This window comes from Variovorax sp. FW301-JW7 (assembly GCF_058788795.1).
The window spans coordinates 1-26923 of sequence record NZ_JBYTBC010000003.1 but is presented as its reverse complement, the minus strand read 5'-3'; the positions used below and the strand labels follow the sequence as shown (position 1 = coordinate 26923).

General features: G+C 67.8%; 30 protein-coding genes. 14 read left to right on the top strand and 16 right to left on the bottom strand.

Annotated features, from left to right (window positions below):
• Positions 1–12 precede the first annotated feature (12 nt).
• A complete protein-coding gene (locus tag AC3WQM_RS08615) occupies positions 13–450 on the bottom strand; it encodes a hypothetical protein (RefSeq protein ID WP_492677984.1) in 438 nt (145 codons plus the stop codon).
• A complete protein-coding gene (gene coaBC, locus AC3WQM_RS08610) occupies positions 450–1673 on the bottom strand; it encodes a bifunctional phosphopantothenoylcysteine decarboxylase/phosphopantothenate--cysteine ligase CoaBC (protein ID WP_492677982.1) in 1224 nt (407 codons plus the stop codon). Before coaBC ends, AC3WQM_RS08615 begins: the two co-directional genes overlap by 1 nt.
• Before the next feature lie 124 nt (positions 1674–1797).
• On the opposite strand from coaBC, the gene pyrG reads away from it, so the two are divergent.
• Genes pyrG through AC3WQM_RS08570 form a run of 8 tightly spaced genes read left to right on the top strand, consistent with a single transcriptional unit; the run spans position 1798 to position 8619 of the window.
• The gene (gene pyrG, locus AC3WQM_RS08605; RefSeq protein ID WP_099796286.1) at positions 1798–3480 is read left to right on the top strand and encodes a CTP synthase; all 1683 of its coding nucleotides are present in this window, start codon (positions 1798–1800) and stop codon (positions 3478–3480) included.
• Positions 3477–4334: a 3-deoxy-8-phosphooctulonate synthase gene (gene kdsA, locus AC3WQM_RS08600; RefSeq protein WP_062474657.1), complete on the top strand. Its 858-nt coding sequence runs from the start codon at positions 3477–3479 to the stop codon at positions 4332–4334. Before pyrG ends, kdsA begins: the two co-directional genes overlap by 4 nt.
• Entirely contained in the window at positions 4331–4621 is a 291-nt protein-coding gene (locus AC3WQM_RS08595) for a DUF1330 domain-containing protein (RefSeq protein WP_062474654.1), read from the top strand. The genes kdsA and AC3WQM_RS08595 overlap by 4 nt, the downstream gene beginning before the upstream one ends.
• Before the next feature lie 52 nt (positions 4622–4673).
• On the top strand, positions 4674–5957 hold the full coding sequence (gene eno, locus AC3WQM_RS08590; RefSeq protein WP_099796284.1) for a phosphopyruvate hydratase: 1284 nt from the start codon (positions 4674–4676) through the stop codon (positions 5955–5957).
• Between the two features lie 15 nt (positions 5958–5972).
• A complete protein-coding gene (gene ftsB / locus AC3WQM_RS08585) occupies positions 5973–6251 on the top strand; it encodes a cell division protein FtsB (protein WP_070059525.1) in 279 nt (92 codons plus the stop codon).
• A 25-nt stretch (positions 6252–6276) separates the two neighbouring features.
• Complete coding sequence (gene pnuC, locus AC3WQM_RS08580) at positions 6277–6909, top strand: nicotinamide riboside transporter PnuC (RefSeq protein WP_492677980.1); 633 nt, start codon at positions 6277–6279, stop codon at positions 6907–6909.
• Complete coding sequence (locus tag AC3WQM_RS08575; protein WP_489057363.1) at positions 6906–7583, top strand: AAA family ATPase; 678 nt, start codon at positions 6906–6908, stop codon at positions 7581–7583. Before pnuC ends, AC3WQM_RS08575 begins: the two co-directional genes overlap by 4 nt.
• Positions 7584–7635: 52 nt before the next feature.
• Positions 7636–8619 carry a hypothetical protein gene (locus AC3WQM_RS08570; protein ID WP_492677978.1) on the top strand — a complete coding sequence of 328 codons (984 nt, stop codon included), beginning with the start codon at positions 7636–7638 and terminating at the stop codon, positions 8617–8619.
• Between the two features lie 3 nt (positions 8620–8622).
• Here the strand turns inward: AC3WQM_RS08570 and AC3WQM_RS08565 are convergent, their stop codons facing one another.
• Positions 8623–9498: an AraC family transcriptional regulator gene (locus AC3WQM_RS08565; RefSeq protein ID WP_492677976.1), complete on the bottom strand. Its 876-nt coding sequence runs from the start codon at positions 9496–9498 to the stop codon at positions 8623–8625.
• Between the two features lie 106 nt (positions 9499–9604).
• Here AC3WQM_RS08565 and AC3WQM_RS08560 point away from each other — a divergent pair, with 106 nt between their 5' ends.
• Both AC3WQM_RS08560 and AC3WQM_RS08555 read left to right on the top strand, forming a co-directional pair.
• Positions 9605–10384 carry an SDR family oxidoreductase gene (locus AC3WQM_RS08560; protein ID WP_492677974.1) on the top strand — a complete coding sequence of 260 codons (780 nt, stop codon included), beginning with the start codon at positions 9605–9607 and terminating at the stop codon, positions 10382–10384.
• A gap of 25 nt (positions 10385–10409) precedes the next feature.
• A complete protein-coding gene (locus tag AC3WQM_RS08555; protein WP_492677972.1) occupies positions 10410–11273 on the top strand; it encodes an NAD(P)-dependent oxidoreductase in 864 nt (287 codons plus the stop codon).
• Between the two features lie 18 nt (positions 11274–11291).
• Here the strand turns inward: AC3WQM_RS08555 and hslO are convergent, their stop codons facing one another.
• Both hslO and AC3WQM_RS08545 read right to left on the bottom strand, forming a co-directional pair.
• The gene (gene hslO, locus AC3WQM_RS08550) at positions 11292–12290 is read right to left on the bottom strand and encodes an Hsp33 family molecular chaperone HslO (protein ID WP_492677970.1); all 999 of its coding nucleotides are present in this window, start codon (positions 12288–12290) and stop codon (positions 11292–11294) included.
• 124 nt (positions 12291–12414) lie between these two features.
• Positions 12415–12939, bottom strand: coding sequence for a gamma carbonic anhydrase family protein (locus AC3WQM_RS08545; protein ID WP_489057369.1), 525 nt, complete (start codon positions 12937–12939; stop codon positions 12415–12417).
• 39 nt (positions 12940–12978) lie between these two features.
• On the opposite strand from AC3WQM_RS08545, the gene AC3WQM_RS08540 reads away from it, so the two are divergent.
• Both AC3WQM_RS08540 and AC3WQM_RS08535 read left to right on the top strand, forming a co-directional pair.
• Complete coding sequence (locus AC3WQM_RS08540) at positions 12979–13791, top strand: ferritin-like domain-containing protein (RefSeq protein WP_492677968.1); 813 nt, start codon at positions 12979–12981, stop codon at positions 13789–13791.
• Complete coding sequence (locus tag AC3WQM_RS08535) at positions 13788–14468, top strand: pentapeptide repeat-containing protein (RefSeq protein WP_492677966.1); 681 nt, start codon at positions 13788–13790, stop codon at positions 14466–14468. Before AC3WQM_RS08540 ends, AC3WQM_RS08535 begins: the two co-directional genes overlap by 4 nt.
• A 9-nt stretch (positions 14469–14477) precedes the next feature.
• On the opposite strand, the gene AC3WQM_RS08530 is transcribed toward AC3WQM_RS08535, so the two are convergent.
• The 9 genes from AC3WQM_RS08530 to phnD form a co-directional block, all read right to left on the bottom strand.
• Entirely contained in the window at positions 14478–14930 is a 453-nt protein-coding gene (locus AC3WQM_RS08530; protein ID WP_062474638.1) for a MaoC family dehydratase, read from the bottom strand.
• Between the two features lie 39 nt (positions 14931–14969).
• Positions 14970–16103, bottom strand: coding sequence for a thiolase family protein (locus AC3WQM_RS08525; RefSeq protein ID WP_492677964.1), 1134 nt, complete (start codon positions 16101–16103; stop codon positions 14970–14972).
• Positions 16104–16197: 94 nt separating this feature from the next.
• On the bottom strand, positions 16198–16779 hold the full coding sequence (locus tag AC3WQM_RS08520) for a TetR/AcrR family transcriptional regulator (RefSeq protein ID WP_492677962.1): 582 nt from the start codon (positions 16777–16779) through the stop codon (positions 16198–16200).
• 45 nt (positions 16780–16824) lie between these two features.
• The gene (locus AC3WQM_RS08515; RefSeq protein WP_492678867.1) at positions 16825–17817 is read right to left on the bottom strand and encodes a Bug family tripartite tricarboxylate transporter substrate binding protein; all 993 of its coding nucleotides are present in this window, start codon (positions 17815–17817) and stop codon (positions 16825–16827) included.
• A 44-nt stretch (positions 17818–17861) separates the two neighbouring features.
• Positions 17862–18830: a Bug family tripartite tricarboxylate transporter substrate binding protein gene (locus tag AC3WQM_RS08510; RefSeq protein WP_492677960.1), complete on the bottom strand. Its 969-nt coding sequence runs from the start codon at positions 18828–18830 to the stop codon at positions 17862–17864.
• A 74-nt stretch (positions 18831–18904) separates the two neighbouring features.
• Positions 18905–20008, bottom strand: coding sequence for an iron-containing alcohol dehydrogenase PsrA (gene psrA / locus AC3WQM_RS08505; RefSeq protein WP_492677958.1), 1104 nt, complete (start codon positions 20006–20008; stop codon positions 18905–18907).
• Between the two features lie 59 nt (positions 20009–20067).
• Complete coding sequence (phnE, locus tag AC3WQM_RS08500; protein WP_099796268.1) at positions 20068–20889, bottom strand: phosphonate ABC transporter, permease protein PhnE; 822 nt, start codon at positions 20887–20889, stop codon at positions 20068–20070.
• Complete coding sequence (phnC, locus tag AC3WQM_RS08495; RefSeq protein WP_492677956.1) at positions 20886–21743, bottom strand: phosphonate ABC transporter ATP-binding protein; 858 nt, start codon at positions 21741–21743, stop codon at positions 20886–20888. Before phnC ends, phnE begins: the two co-directional genes overlap by 4 nt.
• Complete coding sequence (gene phnD / locus AC3WQM_RS08490; RefSeq protein WP_489057662.1) at positions 21740–22603, bottom strand: phosphonate ABC transporter substrate-binding protein; 864 nt, start codon at positions 22601–22603, stop codon at positions 21740–21742. The genes phnC and phnD overlap by 4 nt, the downstream gene beginning before the upstream one ends.
• Positions 22604–22853: 250 nt before the next feature.
• Between phnD and AC3WQM_RS08485 the strand changes: the two genes are divergently transcribed.
• A complete protein-coding gene (locus AC3WQM_RS08485) occupies positions 22854–23738 on the top strand; it encodes a LysR substrate-binding domain-containing protein (RefSeq protein ID WP_487849210.1) in 885 nt (294 codons plus the stop codon).
• A 10-nt stretch (positions 23739–23748) separates the two neighbouring features.
• Here the strand turns inward: AC3WQM_RS08485 and xerD are convergent, their stop codons facing one another.
• Entirely contained in the window at positions 23749–24663 is a 915-nt protein-coding gene (gene xerD, locus AC3WQM_RS08480; protein ID WP_492677954.1) for a site-specific tyrosine recombinase XerD, read from the bottom strand.
• A 67-nt stretch (positions 24664–24730) separates the two neighbouring features.
• On the bottom strand, positions 24731–25705 hold the full coding sequence (locus tag AC3WQM_RS08475) for a tripartite tricarboxylate transporter substrate binding protein BugE (protein ID WP_095947283.1): 975 nt from the start codon (positions 25703–25705) through the stop codon (positions 24731–24733).
• A gap of 116 nt (positions 25706–25821) precedes the next feature.
• Between AC3WQM_RS08475 and AC3WQM_RS08470 the strand changes: the two genes are divergently transcribed.
• Complete coding sequence (locus tag AC3WQM_RS08470) at positions 25822–26739, top strand: AEC family transporter (protein WP_492677952.1); 918 nt, start codon at positions 25822–25824, stop codon at positions 26737–26739.
• Positions 26740–26923: the final 184 nt, after the last annotated feature.

The following is a 26923-nucleotide window of genomic DNA, read 5'->3' as shown; positions in this document are numbered from 1 at the left end:
TTGCTGCCTTGGTTACTTCTGTTGCTGTTCTTTTTGCCTGCGCGCGGCCTCTTCGAGCACCTGCTGCCATTTGGCGACCCCGGGCCTCAGGTTGAGCCCCTTGAGAAAACGCTTGCCGAACCAGGCGGCCGCGGCCGCGCCCAGGACGAGCACGGAGAGCGGCACGCCGATGGCCCACAGCACCAGGAACATCGCCCCCATGCCGGCCAGCACCTTGAGCGTGCCCAGGGGGATGGCCTTGGTGCCGTCTGCCTTCGCGGCCTCGCCAGCCGGCGATTCGCGCCGCGCGGCGACGGTGCCCTGCGCGCCGGGCGAAGGCGTCATGCCGACGTCCAGCCCGTGCTCGGACTCCTTGCCGGGCACACGGGTGGACTGTCCCGCCCGCGCCGACAGCTGCTCCACATAGCGGGCGAAGTCGCCGTTGGGTGGTGTGTTCGATTCGGTGTTCATCAGGCCCTCCAATCGGGAAGTCGCGCGGCAATCTCCGTCATCAGCTCGCGCGCCAGCCGGAGCTTGGGCGCGCGGGGCAGCTCGCGCACACCCTTCGCGTCCACCAGCAGCAGCGCGTTGTCGTCCTGCCCGAAGGTCAGCGGGCCGATGTTGCCTACCAGCAGCGGAATGCCCTTGCGCTCGCGCTTGGCCTTGGCGTGTTCGGCGAGGTTCTCGCTCTCGGCGGCGAAGCCCACGCAGAACAGCTGCTTGGCCTGGGCGCGCTCGCTCTTGGCCACGGTGAGCAGGATGTCGGGGTTCTCGACGAAGTGCAGCACGGGCGTCTGGCCACTGCCGTCCTTCTTGATCTTCTGGTCGCTGTGCGTGGCGGGGCGCCAGTCGGCCACGGCGGCCGTCGCTACAAAAATGCTAGCTACCTGCGCAGCGCGCGTCGTCGCTTCGAGCATCTCCTGCGCCGACAGCACGTCGATGCGGCTCACGCCGCGCGGCGTCGGCAGGTGCACCGGGCCGGCCACCAGCGTGACCTCGGCACCGGCCTCGCGCGCCGCGCGGGCGATGGCGAAACCCATCTTGCCGGACGAATGGTTGGTGATGCCGCGGATCGGGTCCAGCGCCTCGAAGGTCGGGCCGGCCGTGACCAGCACCTTCTGCCCCGCCAGCAGCTTGGGCTGGAAGAAGGCCGTGATGTCCTCGAGCAGCTGCGCCGGTTCGAGCATGCGCCCGTCGCCGGTTTCGCCGCAGGCCTGCCAGCCGCTGCCCACGCCCAGCACGGTCGCGCCGTCGGCGGACACCTGCATCAGGTTGCGCTGCGTGGCCGGATGGGCCCACATCTCGCGGTTCATGGCGGGGGCGATCAACAGCGGCACGCGCTCGGTCGGACGCGCCAGGCACAGCAGACTGAGCAGTTCGTCGGAACGCCCTTGCACCAGCCGCGCAATGAAATCGGCGCTGCAGGGCGCCAGCACGATCGCATCGGCCTCGCGGCTCAGGTTGATGTGCGGCATGTTGTTCGGCTCGCGGGCGTCCCACTGCGAGGTGTAGACGGTGCGCCCCGAGAGCGCCTGCATCGTGACCGGCGTCATGAACTGCTCGGCCGCCTCGGTCATCACGACCTGCACCGTGGCGCCCGCCTTCACGAGCAGGCGGCACAGCTCGGCCGATTTGTAGCAGGCGATGCCCCCTGTGAGTCCGAGGACGATTTGTTTGCCGGCGAGATCTTGCATGGGACATATTGTTGCTCACATACCGACAAGATCAGGAACCGGATGGCCTTCGGCCGTGGAGGCACAAAGGGGACACCTATAATCGCAATTTCCCACTGCCCGGATTCACGCGTCCGGAACTGGCATGACCAAATTTGTCTTCGTCACCGGTGGTGTCGTATCTTCCCTTGGCAAGGGAATCGCCTCCGCCTCGCTCGCCGCGATCCTCGAATCGCGCGGCCTCCAAGTCACCCTCATCAAGCTCGATCCGTACATCAATGTCGACCCCGGCACGATGTCACCGTTCCAGCATGGCGAAGTGTTCGTCACCGATGACGGCGCCGAGACCGACCTCGACCTCGGCCACTACGAGCGCTTCATCAACACGCGCATGCGCAAGGCCAACAACTTCACGACCGGTCAGATCTACAAGACCGTGCTCGAGAAGGAACGCCGCGGCGACTACCTCGGCAAGACCGTCCAGGTCATTCCGCATATCACGAACGAGATTCAGGAATACATCAAGCGCGGCGCCGGCATCGGCACCCCGCACGAAGTCGACGTGGCCATCGTCGAAATCGGTGGCACCGTGGGCGACATCGAATCGCTGCCCTTCCTGGAAGCCGTGCGCCAGATGAGCCTGCGCAACGGCCCGAACAACTCGGCCTTCGTGCACCTCTCGTACGTGCCCTGGATCGCCGCCGCCGGCGAACTCAAGACCAAGCCCACGCAGCACACCGCCAAGGAACTGCGCGCCATCGGTATCCAGGCCGACGTGCTGCTGTGCCGCGCCGACCGCCCGATTCCCGACGACGAGCGCGCCAAGATCTCGCTGTTCTCGAACGTGCCCGAATGGGGCGTCATTTCGATGTGGGACGTGGACACCATCTACAAGGTGCCCCGCATGCTGCACGAACAGGGCCTCGACGGCCTGATCTGCGACAAGCTGCGCATCAATACGCCGCCGGCCAAGCTCACGCGCTGGGACGACCTGGTGTACGAGGTCGAACATCCGCAACAGGAAGTGTCGATTGCCATGGTCGGCAAGTACGTCGACCTGTCGGACAGCTACAAGTCGCTCAACGAGGCACTGCGCCACGCCGGCATGAAGAACCATGCGCGCGTGAAGATCGACTACATCGACTCCGAGACCATCTCGGCACAAGACGTGTCGCGCCTGGCCAAGTACGACGCCATCCTGGTGCCCGGCGGCTTCGGCCAGCGCGGCGTGGAAGGCAAGATCTCGGCCGCTCGCTTCGCCCGCGAATCGAAGGTGCCCTACCTGGGCATCTGCCTGGGCATGCAAGTGGCCACCATCGAATACGCCCGCCATGTGGCCGGCCTCAAGAACGCCAACAGCACCGAGTTCGACCCGGAAACGCCCACCCCCGTGATCGCGCTGATCACCGAGTGGAAGGACCGCGACGGCACCGTGAAGACGCGCGACGAGAAATCCGACCTCGGCGGCACCATGCGCCTGGGCGCGCAAAGCTCCGACGTCACGCCCGGCACGCTGGCGCACAGCATCTACGGCGACGTGGTCACCGAGCGCCATCGCCACCGCTACGAAGCCAACGTCAACTACCTCGACGAACTGCGCAACGCCGGCCTCGTGATCTCCGCGCTCACGCAGCGCGAGCACCTGACCGAGATCGTCGAGTTGCCGCAGAACGTGCACCCGTGGTTCATGGGCGTGCAGTTCCACCCCGAGTTCAAGTCAACGCCGTGGGGCGGCCATCCGTTGTTCAACGCCTTCATCAAGGCGGCGCTCGACCACAAGGACAAGGGCGCGGGCAGCACCAACAAGACGCTCAAGGCAGTGGCATGAAACTTTGCGGGTTCGACATCGGACTGGACCAGCCCTTCTTCCTGATCGCCGGCCCCTGCGTGGTCGAATCCGAGCAGCTGCAGATGGACACGGCCGGCACGTTGAAGGAAATCACGGCGTCGCTGGGCATCCCGTTCATCTTCAAGAGCAGCTTCGACAAGGCCAACCGCTCCTCGGGCACGAGCTTTCGTGGCCCGGGCCGCGACAAGGGCCTCGAGATCCTGGCCAAGGTGAAGCGCGAACTCGGCCTGCCGGTGCTGACCGACGTGCACACCCACGAAGACATCACCGAGGCCGCCAAGGTGGTCGACGTGCTGCAGACGCCCGCCTTCCTGTGCCGTCAGACCGACTTCATCCACGCTGCGGCGCAGTCGGGCAAGCCGGTGAACATCAAGAAGGGCCAGTTCCTTGCGCCGCACGACATGAAGAACGTGATCGACAAGGCCCGCGCTGCCGCCAAGGAAGCCGGCCTGGACGAAGACAGCTTCATGGCCTGCGAGCGTGGCGCCAGCTTCGGCTACAACAACCTCGTCTCGGACATGCGCTCGCTCGCGATCATGCGCGAGACGAAGGCGCCCGTGGTGTTCGACGCCACGCACTCGGTACAGCTGCCCGGCGGCCAGGGCACCAGCTCGGGCGGCCAGCGCGAAATGGTGCCGGTGCTCTCGCGCGCGGCCGTGGCCGTGGGCGTGGCCGGTCTCTTCATGGAGACCCACCCCGATCCGAACAAAGCCCTGAGCGACGGCCCCAACGCCGTGCCGCTCAAGCACATGAAGGCCCTGCTCGAAACGCTTGTCGCGCTCGACCGGGTCACCAAGAAAAACGCATTCCTCGAGGACAGTTTTCAAGCATGAGCAGCGGTTACGTCATTGCGCACGTCGAGGTCACGAACCCGACGCAGTACGAGGAATACAAGAAGTGGTCGAGCGTCGCGATGCAGGCGCACGGCGCCGAAGTCTGCGTGCGCGGCGGCCAGGTGCAGCCGCTCGAAGGCGACTGGAAGCCCACCCGCGTGGTCGTGCTCAAATTCCCCAGCTTCGAGAAGGCCAAGGCCTTCTACGAAACGCCCGAATACCTGAAGGCGCGTGAAGCGCGTGCCGGCGCCGCCATCATGAACATGATCGCGGTCGAAGGCCTTTGATTCCGTTTTTTGCCAGTCCACTCCACCAAGAGACCCAGAGAAAGAGATAGAGATGAGTGCAATCGTTGACATCGTCGGCCGCGAAATTCTCGACAGCCGAGGCAACCCCACCGTCGAGTGCGACGTGCTGCTCGAATCGGGCACCATGGGCCGTGCGGCCGTGCCCTCGGGCGCTTCGACCGGTTCGCGCGAGGCCATCGAGCTGCGCGACGGCGACAAGAGCCGCTACCTCGGCAAGGGCGTGCTGAAGGCCGTCGAAAACATCAACACCGAGATCTCGGAAGCCGTGTTGGGCCTGGACGCCAGCGAACAGGCCTTCCTCGATCGCACGATGATCGACCTGGACGGCACCGACAACAAGGCCCGCCTGGGCGCCAACGCCACCCTCGCCGTCTCGATGGCCGTGGCCCGCGCCGCGGCCGAAGAATCGGGCCTGCCCCTGTACCGCTACTTCGGCGGCATGGGCGGCATGCAGCTGCCGGTGCCGATGATGAACGTCATCAACGGCGGCGCGCACGCCAACAACAGCCTGGACCTGCAAGAGTTCATGATCATCCCCGTGGGCGCCAAGAGCTTCCGCGAGGCCGTGCGTTACGGCGCTGAAGTGTTCCACGCCCTGAAGAAGATCCTGGGCGACCGCGGCATCAGCACGGCCGTGGGCGACGAAGGCGGCTTTGCCCCCAGCGTCGAGAGCCATGAAGCTGCGATCCAGCTGATCCTGGAAGCCATCGACAAGGCCGGCTACGTTGCTGGCGAACAGATCGCCCTGGGCCTGGACTGCGCAGCCAGCGAGTTCTACAAGGACGGCAACTACGTGCTGTCGGGCGAGAACCTCACGCTGTCGGCCGGCAACTGGGCCGACATGCTGGCGACCTGGGTCGACAAGTACCCGATCATCAGCATCGAAGACGGCATGCACGAAGGCGACTGGGACGGCTGGAAGCTGCTCACCGACCGCCTGGGCAAGCGCGTGCAGCTGGTGGGCGACGACCTGTTCGTCACCAACACCAAGATCCTGCAAGAAGGCATCGACAAGGGCATCGCCAACTCGATCCTGATCAAGATCAACCAGATCGGCACGCTGACGGAAACCTTCGCCGCCATCGAGATGGCCAAGCGCGCAGGCTACACGGCCGTCATCTCGCACCGTTCGGGCGAAACCGAAGACAGCACCATCGCCGACATCGCCGTGGGCACCAACGCCGGCCAGATCAAGACCGGCTCGCTGTCGCGTTCGGACCGCATCGCCAAGTACAACCAGCTGCTGCGCATCGAAGAAGACCTCGGCGACATCGCCGTCTACCCGGGCCGCGGCGCGTTCTACAACCTCAAGTAGCGCCTCGCAGCCTGCATGCGCGCGCGCTTCGTCCCTCCTCTCATCCTGGTGCTGCTGCTGGTCATCCTGCAGTGGCAGCTGTGGAACGGGCGCGGCAGCGTGCGCGAGGTCGCCCAGCTCAGAACCCAGCTGGCCGACCAGAAGGACGCCAACGCCAAGGCCGCCCTCAACAACGAGCGGCTTGCGTCCGAAGTCAATGACCTGAAAGACGGCCTCGAGATGGTCGAGGAACGCGCCCGCGCGGAACTCGGCATGGTCAAACCGAACGAAGTCTTCGTGCAGATCGCGCACTGATCCTTTCCTTCGCCACCGCTTCTCGATGCCAGAGCTTCTCTCGGCCTCCGCCTTTGCGCTGTGGGGTTCTCCCGTCACCTGGCTCGAACTCGTCGCCGCCGTGCTCGCGCTCGCGATGGTCGGCTGCAACATGCGCGAGATCCACTGGGGCTGGCCGCTGGCCATCGTCAGCTCGCTGCTCTACGTGGTGGTGTTCGCCAACGCACGCATCTACGGCGACGCCTCCCTTCAAGTCTTCTTCGCTTTCGTCGCCCTGTGGGGTTGGGCGCAATGGCTGCGCGGCTTTCGCGCCGACGGCAGCGCCCTGCGGGTGAGCCGGTTGTCGCCGCGCGGCACCGTGTACGCCCTCGTGGCCTGCGCGATTGCGTGGCCCGTGGTCGCCCTCTTCCTGCGCCGCTTCACCAACACCGACGTGCCCTGGTGGGACGGCTTCGTCACCGGCCTGAGCCTGGTCGGGCAGTTCCTGCTCGGACGCAAGTTCATCGAGAACTGGCTCATCTGGCTGGCCGTGAACGCGGTCAGCGTGGGCCTGTTCATCCACAAGGGCCTGTGGCTCACGACGGCGCTGTACGCGGTGTTCGCCGTGCTCAGCGTGGCCGGCTTCCTGGCATGGCGCCAACGCCTGCCGAAGGCCACGGCGAAGGCGGTGCCCGCATGACACCGAACCTGCCGACCGGCTGCGTCATCGCGCTCGTGGGCGCCGAGAGCACGGGCAAGACCGAGCTCTCGCGCGCCATCGCGCAGCGCCTGCAAGACCGCGGCACGCCCGTCACGCTGGTGGGCGAGTACCTGCGCGAATGGTGCGAACGCGAAGGCCGCACGCCGCGCCCCGACGAGCAACAGGCCATCGCCGACGAACAGAGGCGCCGCATCGACACCGCTGCCGCCACGGGCGTGGTGGTGGCCGACACCACGGCGCTCATGACGGCGGTCTACAGCGAGCAACTGTTCGCCGACGTCTCGCTCTACGACAGCGCCCTGGCCGCGCAGCGGCGCTATGCCATCACGCTGCTCACCGCGCTCGACCTGCCCTGGGTGGCCGACGACATGCGCGACGGCCCGCACGCGCGCCAGCCGACCGACACGCTGGTGCGCGCCGCGCTCTCGCGCGCGGGGCTCTCGTATGCGGTGGTGCACGGCAGCGGCGGCGAGCGGCTGGCGAACGCATGGAATGCGATCAACACCATCGCCGGCAACGAAGGCCGCGCCCGCACGCGCACCCGCCGCGATGCCAAGCCCGCCTCGTGGACATGGCCTTGCGAGAAGTGTTCCGACCCGGAATGCGAACATAAGCTTTTCAGCGACCTGATGGCGCGCCGCGACCCCACCTGAGCCTTTCGGTTCTTGCGCGTTCGCGCGCCCTCTCCCCTTCACCGGAGACCCGATGCCCGTTTCGATTGCTGCGCGCCTTGCCTCGCGCGCTCCTGCCGCCGCCTTCCTCGCCCTGCTGCTGACCACTGGCGCCGCTTCTGCAGCGCCCGTGGCCGCCACCGTCGAGAACGCCACCACTTCCACGGCCTGCGCCGAAGAGGACAACGTGTCGATGGTGCTGCGCGGCGACGGCATCCGCCGCATGCGCATCGAAGCGCTGCAGCCCAGCTACCTCGGCAGCATCGGCAACGACGTCACCGCGCCCGATTTCTCGGGCTGCAATTTCGACGGCGGCGCCCACCCCACCGACCCCGCGCACCGCTTCAGGAAGCGCACCGTCGTGCTGCTCGACAACGCGCAGTGGCGCATCGTCGGCATGACGCTGCCGACCTTCTGGCGCCCGGCGCGCGTGCCGGTGCAGGTCGGCATGCGCCACGACCGCGGCTTTCACCTGCTGCAGGTGTTCAAGAAGGAAAAAGGCAAAGCGCTCGAGGCCATCGTGCTCTACCCCTCCGACGGCTACTGGCGCCTCAAGCCGCTGCCCGAGGCGCGCTTCGGCGACGGCGTGTACGGCTCGTCGTTCCTGCTCGGCCCGGTCGTGCAGGCCGGGCGGCCGGTGGTGAACATCGCGTCGATCCGCGTGGTGCCGAAGCCCCTCGCCATCCACCTGCGCTTCACCGACGGCGGCAAGGCGGTGGCGCGCGTGACCGAGATCAGCCGCACCCGCACCGCGCTCGACGTGACACTCTCCCACCCCACAGCAAGCGCGAAGCAGCCCTTTGCCGTGCTGCGTTCGATGTACGTGACGCCCGACAACGCCGACATGAGCGAGGTGCGCTGGCAGGCCTCGCCGCAAGCGGCCGAGCAGGTGCTGCCGCTGCCCGAGGTGAAGACGCTGAACGCCACGCAGGTGCGCTTCGGCCGCAGCCTGCCCTCGAAACACAACACCAGCGCGCCCGACATCGCATTCAGCGGCTTCGACGACGAAGCGCGCTGAACCCTACGCCGCGCGCCGCACCTCGCCGGGCGTGAGGCCCAGCACGCGGCGCATGCAGCGCGCCATGTGGCTCTGGTGCGAGAAGCCGCTCTCGAGCGCCACGAGGCTCGCGGGCATCTCGCTGTTCAGCAACAGGCTGCGCGCACGGTCGACGCGGCGGTGCACCACGTAGGCATGCACCGCCTGGCCGGTGGAGCGCTTGAACTGCGTCTTCAAATGCGAGGCGCTCAGGCCCGCGACCTCGGCCAATGCGGCCAGCGACAGGTCGCCATCCAGATGCGCCTCGATGAATTCCGTGACGCGTTTCAACTGCAGCCGCGTCAGCCCCTGCGCGGGTGACGGCGCCACCTGCGGGCCGGCCGCGATCAGCTGCACCGCGAGCGCGGTGCCCAGGCTGTCGGTGTAGAGACGGCCGTTGGGAAAGCCCGCGCGGCGCTCGGCGTCGAGCGCCCAGGCGATGTGCTCGATCTGCGGATTGCGGAACTGGTGGCGCTCGCCGAGCACCGCGCGCTCGGCCGGCAGGCCCATCTCGTCGGCCGTGCGCACGAGCAATGCGGGCGCCATGCGCACCACGACCGAGGTGCTCGGCGACTCTTCATGCCAGATGTCGGTGCTGCCGGCCGGCAGGATGTCGAGGTCGCCGCGCGTGTAGAGAAAGCGATGGAACTGGCAGGCGCCTGCCACCGGCGCGCCCGCGTGCAGCTTGAGGCGGTGGTCGGGCAGCGCCTCGTAGCCAACGACCCCGCCGGGGGTCTGGCGCACGTCGACGCGCAGGCTGTCGGTGGCGGGCGGCGCGACGAAGCTGTCGGCCGACAGCGCCACCTCGCACGCCACACCACCGTGCGCGTGCAGATCGGTGTCCAGATCGGTATCGCTCATCGAAACATTATGGGCCGCGCGCGGCGTGCATGCCGGCGACCGTTTGTGCTCCCCCACGGCTGAACGTGCGCGACCGGAAGCCTCGCGATCCGGATCATCGACGGCCATGAACACCACCCCACACACACCTTACGCAGGCAAGAAGGCCGTCATCACCGGCGGCACCCTCGGCATGGGCCTGGCCACCGCGCAGGCGCTGCTCGACGGCGGCGCCGACGTGCTCGTGACCGGCCGCAATCCGCAGAACCTGGAGGCCGCGCGCCGCGTGCTCGGCCCGCGCGCACATGTGCTGGCATCCGACACGGCCTCGCTGACCGACATCGACACGCTCGCCGCCACGGCGCGCGAGCGCTTCGGCCGCATCGACCTGCTGCACATCAATGCGGGCATCTCGTCGCTCGAACCCTTCGAGCAGGTGACCGAGGCCGGCTACGACCGCGCCTTTGCGGTCAACACCAAGGGCCCGTTCTTCACGGTTCAGCGCCTCGCACCGCTGATGCCTGCGGGCAGCGCCATCGTCTTCACCTCGTCCATTGCCGACGAAGGCGGCATGCACGGCATGAGCGTCTACAGCGCCACCAAGGCCGCATTGCGCTCGATGGCCTCGGGCTTCGCGGCGGAGCTCGTGACGCGCGGCATCCGCGTGAACGTGGTGAGCCCCGGCTTCATCGACACGCCCACGCTCGGCGTGTCCGACGCTACGGCCGAGGAGCGCGCCGAGTTCATGCGGCTGGGCGACCAGATCACGCCGATGCGGCGCCACGGCACCTCGGCCGAAGTCGCGCGCGCGGTGCTCTTCTTCGCCTTCGAGGCGACCTTCACGACGGGGGCACGCCTCACCGTCGACGGCGGGCTGGGCCAGGGCCTGACGCCGGGCGCCGCTTGATCCCATTTCTGAACAAGGACTTCACATGACCGACGTTTCCCTTATCGGCCTCGGCCCCATGGGCCTGGCCCTCGCGCGCGCCCTTCAATCTAAATTCACGCTGACGGTGTGGAACCGCACGGCCGAGCGCGCGAAGTCTCTGTTGAACCAGAGTACGGTGCTCGCACCCACGGCCCTGGCCGCCGTGCAGGCGAGCCCCGTGGTGCTGGTCTGCGTGGCCGACTACCCGGTGTCGCGCGCCATCCTCGCCACTCCCGGCGTTCACGACGCGCTGCGCGGCAAGGTGCTGGTGCAGCTGAGCACCGGCACGCCGCAGGACGCGCGCGACGACTGGGCCGCGCTCAGCGGCGTGGCTTATCTCGACGGCGCCCTGCTCGCCACGCCCAGCCAGATCGGCCGGTCCGACACGCCGCTCTTCATCTCCGGCGAGGCACACGCCCTCGCCGCCTGCCGGCCGCTGCTCGAAGCCATCGCCGGCAACATCCAGCACATGGGCGAGCCGATCGGCAACGCGGCGGCCTGGGACCTGGCCACGCTCTCGTGCATGTTCGGCGCCATGAGCGGGTTCTTTCACGGCGTGCGCATCTGCGAAGCCGAAGGGCTTCCGGTGGACGGGTTCTCGCAGATGATCGGCGCGATCTCGCCAGTGCTCGGCGAAATGATCCAGGCCGAGGGCGAGGCCATCCACGCCGGCCAGTACGGCGAGCCCGAGAGTTCGATGGCCACCTGCGCGGGCTCGGGCCGGCTGTTCGTGAAGCAGGCGCGCGAGGCGCAGCTCGACGCGAGCTTTCCGGAGTTCCTGAAGGGGCAGTTCGACCGCGCGCTGGGCGCGGGCCTGGGCAACGAGCGCCTGGCCGCGATGGTCAAGGTGCTGCGGCAGCCGGCCTGACCGGCTGCGCGGGGCCGCCTACTGGACGACCGGGCTGCCCGGCAGCTGGTCGCCCAGCGGCTTGAACAGCTGCGCGGTGTCGATCGCGTCGAAGCGGTACTGCTTGCCGCAGAAGTCGCAGCCGACCTCGATGTCGCCGCGCTCGGCGAGGATTTCCTCGGCCTCTTCCACACCGAGCCCGCGAATCATCTGCGCCACGCGCTCACGGCCGCAGGTGCACGCGAAGTGCGGGCCCAGCAGGCCGGCCTGCGGTTCGAAGCGCAGCAGCTTTTCTTCCCAGAACAGGCGGCGCAGGATGGTCTCGACGTCGAGCGTGAGCAATTCGTCGCGCGTGAGGCTCGACGCGAGGATCGAGATGCGGTTGTATTCCTCGTTGCGGCCGATGCGGTCTTCGCTGGCCTGGTCGCGGTCCTTGTCGGAGGTGCCTTCGAGGTTGCCCTCGCCCTTCACCGGCAGGCGCTGGATCAGCAGGCCGGCCGCCACCTTGTCGTCGGCCGCGAGCACCAGCGTGGTGTCGAGCTGCTCGCTTTGCAGCATGTAGTGCTGCAGCACGTCGCTGAGCTTGCCCAACTTCTGGCCGTCGTCGCCGAACAGCGGCACGACGCCCTGGTACGGCGTGGCGCCCGGGAGCTTGTCTTTCGGGTCGAGCGTGATCGCGCAGCGGCCCTTGTTGTTCACGTTGACCATGTCGGGCAGGCGCGCGTCGGCCGGCAGGTCGCCGATCACCTTGGCGGTGGCGCGCAGGCTCAGGTCGGGCTTGGCCTCGGCCACGGCCACCTTCACGGGGCCGTCGCCGAAGATCTGCAGGATCAACGCGCCGTTGAACTTGATGTTCGACTGCATCAGCGTGGCCGCGGCCGTCATCTCGCCGAGCAGTTCGGCCACCGGCGGCGGGTACGGGCCGGTGGCGGTGTTGGAGGCGCGCCGCGCAAGGATCTCCTGCCACGCATCCGTCAGGCGCACGATCATGCCGCGCACCGGCAGGCCATCGAACAGGAATTTGTGCAGCTCGCTCAAAACATCATCTTTCTCTTAATCAGGCTGTCTTCACGTGGAATACCGCGGAACCGGCTTTGCCGGGCCGCAGGTATTGCCCCCTGCAAGGGGGTAGGAGGCCACACGAAGTGGGCAAGCCTGGGGGTTAGCCAATTTTCTTCAGGCCCTTCGCGAAGCGATGGGCGTTTTCTACGTAGTGCTCGGCGCTTTGCCGCAGCTTGGCGGCGGCGGCATCGTCGAGCGTGCGCACCACCTTGGCGGGCGAGCCGATGATGAGGGAGTTGTCGGGAAACTCCTTGCCCTCGGTCACGACGCTGCCGGCGCCAACGATCGAATTGCGGCCGATCCTGGCGTTATTCAAGACCACCGCCTGGATGCCGATCAGCGAGTTGTCGCCGATGGTGCAGCCGTGCAGCATCACCTGGTGCCCCACCGTCACGTTGTCGCCGATGGTCAGCGGGCAGCCGATGTCGGCGTGCAGCACCGACAGGTCCTGGATGTTGCTGTTGCGCCCGATGGTCAGCACCTCGGTGTCGCCGCGCAGCACGGCGCCGAACCAGACGCTCGCGTTCTCGGCCAGTTCGACATTGCCCATGACCTGGGCGCTGTCCGCGACCCATGCGCCTTCGCCAAGGCGCGGGGCAATGCCATCCAATTCGTAAATCGCCATCGTGGTTGTCTCCGGAGGGGCAAAACTAGAATTGTAGGGATGCACCCCCGATTGAGCGCGCTGGCCGCGCTGCGCCTGACAGACCCCGACGACAAGGTGGCCGCCACGCGCGCCACGGCTGCACAGACAGCTACTGTTTCCATAGCACTCGAGCCCCTGCGCACGCCCGGCGACGATGAAGGCGTGCCCGGCCGTCCCGAGCGCCCGCTTCGCGTGGCCGCCACCGCCGTGCAGAAGCGCTCGCCCTTCACGCCCGAAGGCCGCGCCGCGCTGATCCATTCGATCTGCCACATCGAGTTCAACGCGATCAACCTCGCGCTGGACGCCGTGTGGCGCTACGACGGCATGCCCGAGCCCTACTACCGCGACTGGCTGCGCGTGGCCGACGAGGAGGCGCAGCACTTCACGCTGCTGCACACGCACCTGCAGGCCATGGGCTGGCGCTACGGCGACTTTCCGGGCCATGACGGCCTGTGGAACATGTGCGAGAAGACCAAGGACGACGTGCTCGCGCGCATGGCGCTGGTGCCGCGCACGCTCGAGGCGCGCGGGCTCGATGCCACGCCGCTGATCCAGTCCAAGCTGAAGCGCGTGAACACGCCCGATGCGCTGCGCGCCGTGGAAATCCTCGACATCATCCTGCGCGATGAAGTGGGCCACGTGGCCATCGGCAACCACTGGTACCGCTGGCTGTGCGAGCGCGCCGGGCTCGACGCCGAAGCCAACTACCCGGCCCTGGTCGCGCGCTACGACGCGCCGCGCCACAAGCCGCCTTTCAACCTCGAAGCACGCGGCCGGGCGGGCTTCAGCCCCGCAGAGCTGCGCGCGCTGACCGACTCCCGCCCCGAATGACCGATGTGATTTCCGACCAGACCTGGTCACGCGCCGAGCTGCAGGCCTGCCTGCAGGGCCGCGACGCGCCGCCGCATTTCGAACGCTGCCATTTCGACGAGGCCGACCTGTCGCGCCTCGATCTGCGCGGCGCGCAGTTCACGCTGTGCAGCTTCGCCGAAACCTCGTTCGACCGCGCGCAGCTGGCCGACACGCGCTGGACCGGTTGCCGTGCGCGCCAGGCCGACTTCGGCCTGGCCGACCTCACGAACGCGCGCTTCCAGGACTGCGACCTCAACAACACGCAGTGGGCGCGCGCCAAGCTGGCCTCGGCGCTCTTCACGGGCGTGAAGCTCACGGGCGCGCACTTCGGCGAAGTGTCGGCGCTGGGCATCGTGTTCAAGGATTCGCTGCTGGTCGACGCGCACCTGCGCGGCCTGTCGTTCCGCAAGCAGACGCTCGCGCAGCTCGACCTGTCGGAGGCCGACCTCTCGGGCTGCGATTTCCGCGAAACCGTGTTCGAAGGCGGCAGCCTGCGCAACGCGCACCTGAAGCTCGCGCGCTTCGAAGGCGCCGACCTGCGCGACGTGGACCTGGGCGGCCTGCGGCTGGCCAACGCCGCGCCGTTCAAGGGCGCGACCATCTCCCACCGGCAGGCCGCCGCGCTGGTCGAGGAGCTGGGCCTGCGCGTCGTCTGAGTTTGAGAGTCAGGACGTCGCGGTGCGGCTGTGCACCACCAGCTTCGGCGTGAAGTACTGCAGCACCTCGCCGCGCTGGTTGCGCGTCTGGCAGCGCATCGAGACCATCGCGCGGCCGGGCTTGGAGCGCGAGGGCGTGATGTCGACCACCTCGCTCACCACATGCAGCACGTCGCCGGGCCGCGTCGGCTTGGGCCACTGCAGCTCGCCGCCCGAACCGATGATGCCGTCGGCCAGCGGGATGCCGCTGTCGACCAGCAGCTTCATCGTGAGCGCCGCCGTGTGCCAGCCGCTCGCGGCCAGCCCGCCGAAGAAGGTGTTCTTGGCGGCCTCTTCGTCGGTGTGGAAGGGCTGTGGGTCGAACTGCTGCGCGAAGGCCTTGATCTGCGCCGCGTCGAGCAGGTGTTCGCCGCTCTGGAAACGGTCGCCGACCTTCAGGTCTTCGAGATACAGCTTGTCCATGGGAGTCTCCTTGTTGCGTTGCCCGTCATTCTCGGGCGATCAGACGCGCTCGAGGATGGTGGCGATGCCCTGCCCGCCGCCGATGCATTGCGTGGCCAGCGCATAGCGGCCGTTCTCGCGCGCCAGCAGCGCCGCCGCCTTGCCCGTGATGCGCGCACCGGTCGCGCCCAGCGGGTGGCCGATGGCCAGGCCGCCGCCGTCGAGGTTGACGGTGGCCGGGTCGAGCCCGAGGTCGCGGATGCAGGCCAGCGCCTGCGACGAGAAGGCCTCGTTGATCTCGACCACGTCGAGGTCGGCCACGCTCAGGCCCGCGCGTGCCAGCGCCTTGCGCGTGGCGGGAATCGGGCCGATGCCCATGACGGCCGGGTCGACGCCCACGGTCGCGAACGAACGGATGCGCGCCAGCGGCTTCAGGCCGTGCTTCACAGCGAAGGCGTCGCTGGTGACCAGCACAGCCGCCGCGCCATCGGTCAGCGGCGACGAGGTGCCGGCCGTCACCAAGCCGTCGGGGCGGAACGCGGGCTTGAGGTTGGCCAGCGCCTCGGCCGAGGTCGAGGGGCGGATGCAGCCGTCGGCATCGACCACCTCGCCGGAGGCCAGGCGCACGGGCACGATCTCGCCGGCCAGCCGGCCCTGCGCGCGCGCCTCGGTCGCCTTGCGGTGCGATTCGACGGCCAGCGCTTCCTGGTCGGCGCGGCTCACGTTCCAGCGCTGCGCGACGTTCTCGGCCGTCTCGCCCATGGAGATGTAGGCATCGCTGTTCGCCAGCAGCTCGGGGCTGGGCGAGAAGTTGAAGCCGCCTTGCGGCACCATCGTCATCGACTCCACGCCCACGCACAGGAAGGCGTCGCCCATGCCCGCCTCGATCTGCGCGGCGGCGATGTGCACGGCCTGCATCGACGAGCCGCAGAAGCGGTTCACCGTCATGCCGCCCACCTCGTGCGGCAGTCCGGCCAGCAACCCGACGATGCGCGCGAGGTTGTTGCCCTGCGACGCCTCGGGGTAGGCGCAGCCCAGGATGATGTCTTCGAGCAGCGCCGGGTCGAGGTCGGTGCGCTGCAGCAGGCCCTGCACCACGCCGGCGGCGAGCGTGTCGGGGCGCACTTCGGCCAGCGCGCCCTTCTTCGCGAAGTGGAACGGGGAACGGGCGTAGGCGGAAATCACGGCTTTCATGGGAACACTCCTTGGAGAAAAACTACCTTCCAATCGGTAGGCTTCGGGGTTCAAAAAAAGGCACGCCCGGCGTGCCCGTGGTGAAACGGATCGGTCAGTCCAGCGGCAGTGCGCGCCGCAGTTGGGCGATGGCGTCGTCGAAGTCTTCGACGCGCCCCGTCATGCGGGACGCGAGCAGCGCGCCCTGGCACGACGAGAACACGAAGGCCGCGAGCGAGGCCACGGGGTTGTCTTTCTGCGCCTGCGCCGGCACCAGCGCGCCGAGCACGCCGGTGAGCCACATCACCTGCGTGTTGCGCAGCGCCTGCACGGCCTGGCGCAGGTCCTCGTTGATGCAGTCCCAGCCCGGCGCCAGCGCGCCCGCCGGGCACAGGCCCGCGCCGGCCTTCAGCGTGTTGCGGTACATGCGGAAATAGGATTCGAGCGCGTCCTTGGGCTCGCGCGCGCGCGCCGCCACCCAGTCCTTGAAACCCTGCGTGGCGCCCTGGATCACCGCGATGCCCAGCGCTTCCTTGGTGGGAAAGTGGTGGTACAGGCTCGCCTTGCGCACGCCCACCGCGTTGGCCACGTCCTGGAAGCTGAAGCCCAGGTACGAACGGGTTTCGATGAGCCCGCGCGCCACCGCGAGGATCTGATCGCGGGTGCCGCCGGGGGCCAGGGTGGAAGCGTCGTTCATCTACCTACTATAAGGTAGGGAAACCCACCCCTGCAAGCGCCGGGGTCAATCGGCCTTGATGCCCGCGGCCTTCACGATGCGGCCGTTGCTCTCGAACTCGCTGGCGATTTCCTTGGCGAAGGCGGCCGGCGTGCCCGGGGCGGGCACGTTGTCGGTGGCCGTGAGCTTGGCGCGCAGCTCGGGGCTGGCGAGCGCCTTGTTGATCTCGGCGTTGTACTTCGCGACCAGCGCCGCCGGCGTGCCCGCGGGCGCGAACACGCCGAACAGCGAATGGATGTTGGCCGCGCTGTAGCCCAGCTCGGCCAGCGTGGGCACCTGCGGCAGACTCTCGAGCCGCGCGGGCGCACCGGCCGCCAGCGGGCGCAGCTTGCCCGACTGGATGTGCGCCGACAGCGTCGGGCTGGCGTTGGTCGACAAGATTTCGAACTGCCCGCTCAGCGCGTCGTTGAGCTGCTGGCCGCCGCCCTTGTACGGCACGTGCGTGATGTCCACGCCCGCCGTCGCCTTCACCTGCTCGAGCACGATGTGCCCGAGCGAGGCCGGCCCCGACGTGGCCCAGCGCACCGCGCCGGGCTGCGCCTTGGCCTCGGCAATCAGCGCGCGGAAATCTTTCGCCTTGCTGGTGGGCGTGGCCACCAACAGCACGGGCGAATACATCACGCTGGCCACCGGCACGATGTCCTTCAGCGGGTCGAACGACAACTTGCCCAGGTGCGGGCTCAGCACCAGCGGGCTGATGGCCGAGAAGCCCAGCGTCGCGCCGTCGGGCGCGGCCTTGGCCACGGCGTCCATGCCGATGGCGCCGCTCGCGCCCGCGCGGTTGTCGACGATCACCGTGGTGCCCAGCTGCGCGGCAAGCCGGTCGCCGAGCGCGCGCGCGACCACGTCGCTCACGCCGCCCGCCGGGTAGGCCACGATGAGCCGCACCGTGCGCGGCACGGCCTGCGCGTGCGCACCGCTGGCCGCGCACAGCGCCGCGGCGGCGAGCAGCCGGGTCGTGGTGCGTCGCGAAGGCTTGGAGGCGGCGAGGAAGTTCATGGTGTCGATGAAAGGCATGCGTCGAGGAGAAGAAGAAAGATCGGTCAGTCCAGCTGCAGCTTGCGCTCGCGGATCAGCCTGGACCACTTCTCATTGTCCGCCTTGACGAAAGCCGCAAAGGCCGCCGGACCGAGCGGATGCACCTCGGCGCCGGCCGTCGCGAATTTGGCCTTGATCTCGGGCGTCGCCAGTGCTTTCGCGAGCTCACCCGACAGGCGATCGACCACCTCCTTGGGCATGTTGGCGGGGCCGACCAGCCCCTGGAAGCCGACCGCCTCCATGCCTGCGAGGCCCAGCTCCTTCACCGTCGGCACGTCGGGCAGTTGCGGATCGCGCACGGGACCGGTCACGGCCAGCGCCTTGAGCTTGCCGCCCTTCACCTGCGGCAGCAGCACGCTGCCCGCGTCGATGAGGATCTGCGTCTGCCCGCCAAGCAGGTCCTGCACCGCAGGCGCGCTGCCCTTGTACGGCACGTGCGTCATGTCCAGGCCCGTCACCTGGTTCATGAGCTCGCCGTTCAGGTGCGTCGAGGTGCCGTTGCCGCCCGAGGCGAAGTTGACCTTGCCCGGCTGGCCCTTGGCCCACGCCACGAACTCCTTGAGGTTCTTCGCCGGATGGTCGGGCCGCGTCACGGCGATGTAGCTGCCCTGGCTGATCTGGCCGATGTAGGTGAACTGCTTGATCGGGTCGTACGGCGGCTTGCTCTGCAGGTACGGCGCGATCGCGAAGGGACCGGTGTTGGCCAGCAGCAGCGTGTAGCCGTCGGCCGGCTGGCGCGTGAGTTCGGTGGCCGCGATCATGCCGCTGGCGCCCGGCTTGTAGTCGACCACCAGCTGCTGCTTGAGCGCTTCCTGCAGCGGCACCTGCACCGTGCGCGCCGCGAAGTCGATGCCGCCGCCGGGCGGGTAGCCGACGATCAGGCGGATGGGCTTGGCGGTGGGAAAGCCCTGGGCGATGGCGAGGCCGGCGGTCGTGGCCAGTGCGAGGCCGGTGCAGAGTCTGCGAAGGTTCATGGATGTCTCTGGATCTCTCTTGAATGGGAGCGTCCATTTTGAAACATCCCGGGCCCTTGCAGCCCCTGCGCAGCTCAGGCTTCTTGCACCTGCACGTCGTTGCCGATGAAGTTGCGCCCGCGCGCCCCGCCCTGCGCATGGCGCAGCATCTCGCGCGCCTCGTCCTCGCCCACGCCGTAGTCGGCGAAGCGCGTCTTCACGCCCAGCGACTCGATGAAGGCCGCGAGCTGCGCCGGCGCATCGGCCAGCGGCATGCGCAGCGCCTGCGCCAGCACCGCGTCGCGGTCGGGCCGGCGGCCGATCGCGCGCGCCAGCACCATCGGCAGCGGGAACGAACAGGCGATGCCGTGCGGCAGGCCGTAGCGCAGCGTCATCTCGTAGGAGATGGAATGGGCGAGCGCGGTCTTGGTGTTGGAAAACGCCATGCCGGCCTTCAGCGCTGCGAGCGCCATGCGCCCGCGCAGGTCAACGTCGTCGAGCCGCGCCATGAGCTGCGGCAGCACCTCCAGCGTGTCCTGCACAGCTGCGACTGCGAAGGTGTCCGACAGCGGATTGGCGTTGACGTTCCAGATCGCTTCGAGCGCGTGCGACAGCGCATCGAGCCCGCTTTGCAGCGTGACCGCTGCCGGCAGCGACAGCATCAGCTCGGGGTCGATGACCGCATAGGTCGGCCAGGTCTGCGGCAGGTGCAGCGAGTACTTCTTCTGCCGCTCGCGGTCCCAGATGGTGGCCCAGGGCGTGACCTCGCTGCCGGTGCCGGCGGTGGTGGGCACGGCGATGAGCGTCTTGTGGCGCGTGGCCACGAAGGGCCGCTCGCCCGCGAGCCCCGCCACCAGATCGGCGAAGCGCCCGCCATCGTCGGCCACCATCAGCGCCTTCGCCGTGTCGATGGCGCTGCCGCCGCCGACCGCGACGATCACCTCCACGTCGGCATGCGTGCGCCAGAACCATTCGTAGGTTTCGGCCAGCTCCGCCACGTCGGGGTTGGGCCGCGTCTGGTCGAGCGTGCAGGCCAGCGCGTCGCCGAGCACGGCCTCCAGTCGGTCGAGCAGACCCAGCGCGCGCGCCTCGGGAAAGGTCACCAGCGCGGCGCGCCGGCCTTCGAGCAGCTTCGGCAGGGACAGCAGGGCCCCTGCCCCGTACACGCTGTGCACGGGGTTGTGGTAGTTGGCGCTCATGGAAGGGTTTCTTCAGGAGGCGGCGAACGCCGCGGGGAAAGACGCGAAGAGCGATCGGGTCACCGGTGCGCGCCCTGCTGGATCCAGCCACGCAGCCGGGTCGAGAGGTAGTCGGCCGTCATGACCATCACGACGATCACCAGGATGCAGGTGGCCGTGTCCTGGTACTGGAACAGCTTCATGCTGCCCACGAGCTCGAAGCCGATGCCGCCCGCGCCCACCATGCCCAGCACGGTGGCCTGGCGCAGGTTGGTCTCGAAGCGGTAGACGATCACGCCGATCCACGCGGTGACCACCTGCGGAATGACGCCGAAGATGATGGTCTGGATCGGTCCCGCACCAGTGGCGCGCAGCGCCTCGAGCGGGCCCTGGTCGATCTCCTCGATCGACTCGGCGAAGAACTTGCCGAGCATGCCCGCGCCATGCAGCGCCAGGGCCAGCACGCCGGGGAACGGACCGAGGCCCACGGCCGCCACGAAGATCAGCGCCAGGATGATCTCGTTGATGCCGCGCGTGATGTTCAGCACCTGCCGCATCGCGTGGAACACGGCGACGTTCGGCGAGATGTTGCGCGCCGCAAAGAAGCACAGCGGCACCGCCAGGATCACCGCGAGCAACGTGCCCCACAGCGCGATCTGCACGGTCTCGATGGCCGGACCCACGAGCTTCTGCATGAACTCCCAGTTGGGCGGCAGCATGCGCCCGAGGAAGTCGGCGATCCACGGCATGCCCTTGGCCAGTTCGCCGAAGCTCACCTGGCTGCCGATGGCGGCCCACCAGAGCACGCCGATGCCGGCGAGCACGGCGACGGCGTATTTCCACCACCCGGGGTTGCCGCCGCTCTTGGCGATCAGCACGTTGAAGCGTCCGATGGCGATCATGATTGCTCCATGGCGAGTTGCGGAGCGGTGCGCGCCGGCACCGCATGAAGGGCCGCGGCGGGCACGGTCGGCGTTGCGGTCTCGGGCTCTGCGCCTGCAACAGCGGCTTCGGTGCCCTCGTCCACGCCACCCGGATAGATGAGGTGCAGCACCTCGTCGGTCAGCTCGTCGGGCCGGCCTTCGAACACGATGCGTCCGCCCGCCACGCCGATCACGCGCTGCGCGAACTCGCGGGCGTAGTCGACCTGGTGCAGGTTGCAGATCACGGTGATGCCGTCCTGCCGGCTGGCCTGCTTCAGGTAGTTGAGCACCTTGCGCGAGGTCTTCGGGTCGAGGCTGGCCACGGGTTCATCGGCCAGGATCACCTTGGGCTTTTGCGCCAGCGCACGGGCAATGCCGACGCGCTGCTTTTGCCCGCCCGAGAGCGTGTCGGTGCGCAAGTCGGCCTTGTGGTCGAGCTCGACGCGGCGCAGGCATTCGCGGGCGATGGCGATGTCCTTCGAGGGGAACACCTGGAACCACGACAGCATCGCGGGCATGGAACCCAGCCGCCCCGTCAGCACGTTCTTGAGCACCGACAGACGCGGCACCACGTTGTAGTGCTGGAAGATCATCGCGACGTCGCGGCGCACCTTGCGCAGCCCGGCGCGGTCACCGCGCGAGCGCTCGCCGTCCACATGGATCTCGCCTTCGCTCGGCTCGGCCAGGTGGTTGATGCAACGCAGCAGCGTCGACTTGCCCGCACCCGACGCGCCGAGGATGACGACGAACTCACCCTTGGCCACCGTGAGGTCCACACGGTGGAGCGCGGTGAAGTCGCCGTAGCGCTTGCACAGCCCGCGGATCTCGATCATTTCATCTTCCTCAGGTCGAGGTTCAGCACCTTGGCCGTGTCGCGGATGATGTTGTAGGCCGCGTCGTTGGTCGGATGGAAACCGTTGAGCAGGCCCTGGTCGGACCAGGGGATGTCCTTCACCTGCAGGAAGGCGGCCTGCACGCGCGTCTTCAGGTCGGCGGGCAGGTCCTTGCGCCACACGGTGGGCGACTCGGGGATCGGGTCCGACTTCCAGACCTCGACCAGGTCTTCGCGCTTGACCAGGCCCTTGGACACGGCAGCATCGAGGATGCGGTCGGCGATGGCCGCGGCATCGACCTTCTTGTTCTGCACCGCGATCGCGCTCGAGTCGTGCGAGCCCGAGAAGATCACGCGGCCGAAATCCTTGTCGGGGTTGAAGCCCGCCTTGATCAGGCCGGCCTTCGGGAACAGGTGGCCCGAAGTGGAGCTGGGATCGACGAAGGCGAAGGTCTTGCCCTTGAGGTCGGCCACCGTCTTGATGCCGGTGTCCTTGTGGGTCACGATCTGGCTGTGATAGTAGGAGCGCCCGGCCTTCTTGGTCTCGGCCACTGCAAAGGCCTCGATGTCGGCCACCGTGGTGCCCAGCACATACGAGAAGGGGCCGAGGTAGGCCACGTCGAGCCGCTTGGAACGCAGCGCTTCGATCACCCCGTTGTAGTCGGCCGCCACGAAGGGCTTGACCGCGAAACCGAGGGCCTTGGACAGCATGTCCATCATGGCCTGGCTGTTGGCAATCATGGCGCGCGAGTCCTCGGAAGGAATCAGCCCGACAGTGAGAACCTGCTGTGCCCGTGCCATCGGCACGAAGGCGGACGCTGTCACGGCGGCAGTGCCGAGCAGCAGCTTTCTACGCTTCATCATGGTTGTCTCCAGTGGTCTGCGTTGCATGGAATCCTCAGGTCGTTTCGAAGGGCAAAAGTACCCGTCTCGAGTCTTCCAGTCGTGCGTGTCATGGTCATGACAACGCGAGGATTCGGGACGTCCGGCGTTTTTCTGTCGAGGCCTGGTCCGTCTTGAGCGCGAGTACATCACCGAGGCTCGCATCTATCCAATTCAAATTTTTTCGATGATCTATATACTGAACCTATAGATAAGAAAGACTCCCGCGATGCGCCTGACCCAGTTGCGTTCCTTCTATGCCGTGGCCCGCGAAGGCAGCTTCACGCGGGCTGCCGAGCACCTGCACGTGAGCCAGCCCACCATCACCACGCAGGTGCGCTTTCTCGAAGAGGCCTACCAGGTCGAGCTCTTTCACCGGCGCGGCCGGCGCGTGCAGCTCACCGAAATCGGCGAACAACTCATGCAGCTCGCGCAGCAGATCTTCAGCCTCGAAGGCGATGCGGTGGCGCTGCTCGGCGACGCCGGCAAGCTGCGCACCGGTCACCTGCGCGTGGCGGCCGTGGGCCCGTACCACGTGACCAAGATGCTGGTCGACTTCAGCCTGCGCTACCCCGACGTGAAGGTGACGGTGAGCACCGGCAATTCACAGGACGTGCTCGACCGCCTGCTCGACTACAGCGCCGACGTGGGTGTGCTTGCGCAGTTGGTGCGCGACGACCGCTTTCTGTCGGTGCCCTTCAGCCAGCACCCGGTCGTGATGTTCGTGCCCTCCACGCACCGCTTCGCGAAGCGGCGCAACATCCGGCTCGCGGAGCTGCAGGGCGAACGGCTCATCCTGCGCGAGCAAGGCTCGACCACGCGCAAGGCACTCGAGCTGGCGCTCACGAAAGCCAAGGTCGAGGTCGACGTGGTGATGGAGATCAGCAGCCGCGAAGTGATCCGCGAAGCCGTGGCGCAAGGCCTTGGCATCGCGGCCGTGTCGGGCGTGGAGTTCGTGCCGGGGCCCAACCTGCACATGGTCGGCTTCAGCGACACCGAAATTTTTACCTACGCCCACGTGCTGTGCCTGGCCGAGCGGCGCGAGATGCGCATGGTCAGCGCCTTCTACGACACGCTGGTGCCCGCCATCGAAGCGCGCAAACGCAAGAGCTGAAAACGCCGCGTCAGCCGCGCGGATGGTGCGCCGCGTGCAGCTGCTTCAGGCGCTCGCGCGCCACGTGCGTGTAGATGGTGGTGGTCGAAATGTCTGCATGGCCCAGCAGCAGCTGCACCGCGCGCAGGTCGACACCATGGTTCAGCAGGTGTGTCGCGAACGCATGGCGCAGCGTGTGCGGCGACAGCGGCACGTGGATGCCGGCCGCCGCGGCCTGCTTCTTCACGATGACCCAGAACATCACGCGCGTCATGCCCGCGCCGCGCGCCGTCACGAACAGGTCGGGCGTCTGCTGGCCGTCGAGGATCACGGGGCGCGACTCGTCGAGGTAGCGCTCGATCCAGCGCCGCGCCTCGCCGCCGAAGGGCACGAGGCGTTCCTTGTTGCCCTTGCCGAGCACGCGCAGCACGCCGTCGTTCAGGCTCATGTCGATGGCCTTCAGCGCCACCAGTTCGCTCACGCGCAGGCCGCTCGCGTACATCAGCTCCAGCATGGCGCGGTCGCGCAGGCCGAGCGGGCTCTCGACATCGGGTGCGGCCAGCAGGTCGTCGACCTGCTTTTCGGACAACGTCTTGATCGCGCGCGGCATCTGCCGCGCGGGCATCAGGCGGATGCTCGGGTCGGCCGTGATGCGCCGCTCGCGCAGCGCCCAGCGGTAGTAGCGCTTGAACACCGTGAGCCGCCGGTTCGCCGACGTCGCCTTGCCCTTGGTGGACAGGCGCACGCCCATGTAGGCCTGCAGGTCGGTCTCGCGCGCGGCGTCCAGCCCCATGCCATCGCGCTGTTCGCGCAACCACTGCGCGAACAGCGCGAGGTCGCGGCGGTAGGCGGCCAGCGTGTTCTTCGACAGCCCGTCCTCGAGCCAGAGGGCGTCGATGAAGGTGTCGATGTCGGCGGTGGGGGGAGCGGCGGCGGCCTCGGTCATGCGGTGCAAGATAACAAAAGAAAAAGCCGCCCGGAACGCGGGCGGCTTTTATTGGGAGCGAAGCCGGTCAGTCGAGCTTGAGGTTCTGCTTCTTCACGACCTGCTTGTACACGTCGAACTCGGCCTTGATCTGCGCGGCGAACTGGTCGGGCGTGTTGGCCACGATCAGCGAGCCGGTGTCTTCGATGCGCTTCTTCACGGCCGGATCTTCCACCGCCTTCTTCACGCCGGCGTTGATCTTGTCGACCACTTCCTTCGGCAGGCCCTTGGGGCCGAGGATGCCGTAGTAGGCCATGCGGTTCACCGGCTCCAGGCCGACTTCCTTGAAGGTCGGCACGTTCGGCAGGCCGGCCACGCGCTGGGGCGCCGACACCACGATCGGCACCAGGCGTCCGCTCTGGATGAAAGGCATCGCCGAGGGCAGGTTGTCGAAGATGATCGGCACCTGGCCGGCCACCACGTCGTTCAGCGCCGGGCCTGCGCCGCGGTACGGGATGTGCGTGACGAAGGTGGTGGTCAGGCTCTTGTACAGCTCCATCAGCAGGTGGCCGATGCCGCCCGTGCCCGACGAGGCGTACGAATACTTGCCCGGGTTCTTCTTCAGCTCGGCCACGAACTCGGCGTAGTTCTTGGCGGGGAAGCTCGGGTTCACCGCGATCACGTTCGGCGTGGCCGCGATGTTGATGATCGGCGTGAAGTCGGTGATCGGGTCGTACGGCGTCTTCGGGTTGATGGCCGGGTTGGCCGCCGTGCTCGACACCGTGGCCACGCCCAGCTTGTAGCCATCGGCCGGTGCGCGCGCCGTTTCGGCCGCGCCCACGATGCCGCCGCCACCGGCGCGGTTGATCACCACCACGGGCTGGCCCAGCACCTTGCCCAGCGGGTCGGCGATCACGCGCGCCACGATGTCCGTCGTGCCGCCGGGTGCGAACGGCACGCTCAGTTCGACCGGCTTGTTGGGATAGCCTTGCGCAAAACTCTGGCCTGCCACTGCGACCAGCGCGGCGGCGCCCGCAAGCGCGCTCCATTGACGACGTTGCATCGATAACTCCTTGACTAGACGGGACCGGCCGGGGCGGCCGGAAAAAAGCGAAGCCCGGATGCTAGCGGGTCGGGGCTTTCCGTCATGCTGTGGAATACCCACGGTTGTGCCGGTTTATGCTCGAAGCGGTGAACTACGCGCAGCTGCTCTTCCCCGATTTCTCCCTCATCGCCATCGGCTGGCTCCTGTGCCGCTACACCGCGCTCGACCGCCGCGTGTGGGACCAGGTCGAGAGCCTGGTGTATTACTTTCTATTTCCCGTCCTGCTGTTCCATTCGATCGTGCGCAGCCCGCTCGACTTCGGTGCGACCTCGAGCCTGCTGACCGCGGGCGTCGGCGTCGGGCTGGCCGGCATCGCGATGGCCTACGCCCTGCCCTTCGTGCCGGGCCTGCGATCGCACATCGACCGGCACGACCATGCCGCGAGCGCGCAGATCGCGTTCCGCTTCAACTCCTTCATCTGCCTGGCGCTGGCCGAGCGGCTGGCCGGGCCTGAAGGCCTGCTGCTGATCGCGGTGCTGATCGGCGTGTGCGTGCCGATGTTCAACATCGCCGCCGTGTGGCCGATGACGCGGCATGCGCAGACGGGCTTCGTGCGGCAGCTGGTGCGCAATCCGCTGATCGTGGCGACGCTGGCGGGGCTGCTGGCCAATGTGCTGGGGCTCACGGTGCCTGGCTGGTTGACGCCGACGCTCACGCGGATCGGGGCTGCGTCGCTGGCGTTGGGGCTGCTGGCGGCCGGGGCCGGCATGCAGTTCGCGACGCTGGGGCGCGGGAAGGTGCTGGCGGTGTCGGTGTTGGCGATACGGCATTTCTTCTTGCCGCTGGTGGCCTGGGGGTTGTCGCTGGCTTTGAAGCTGGACGTTACGCAGGCTTCGGTGTTGATGGCCTTCTCAGCCGTGCCGACCGCGTCGAGTGCCTATGTGTTGGCGGCGCGGATGGGCTACAACGGACCGTACGTCGCGGGGCTGGTGACGCTGTCGACCATCCTTGGGGTGGTTAGTTTGCCGTTTGCATTGGCGCTACCTCGGTAGTTGGACGTCTTCAGGGATTTGCTTCCCGAGGCCGGGTCTCGCCCCGGCAGGCGACCTACTTTTCTTTGCTTCGCCAAAGAAACGTAGGCAAAAGAAAGGCGACCCTGCTGTCTGCGTCCCTCCGCTTCGCTACGGGCAACCTGCGGTGCTCACGTTTCGCGGGGTCTCGCCCAAACTCGCTTCG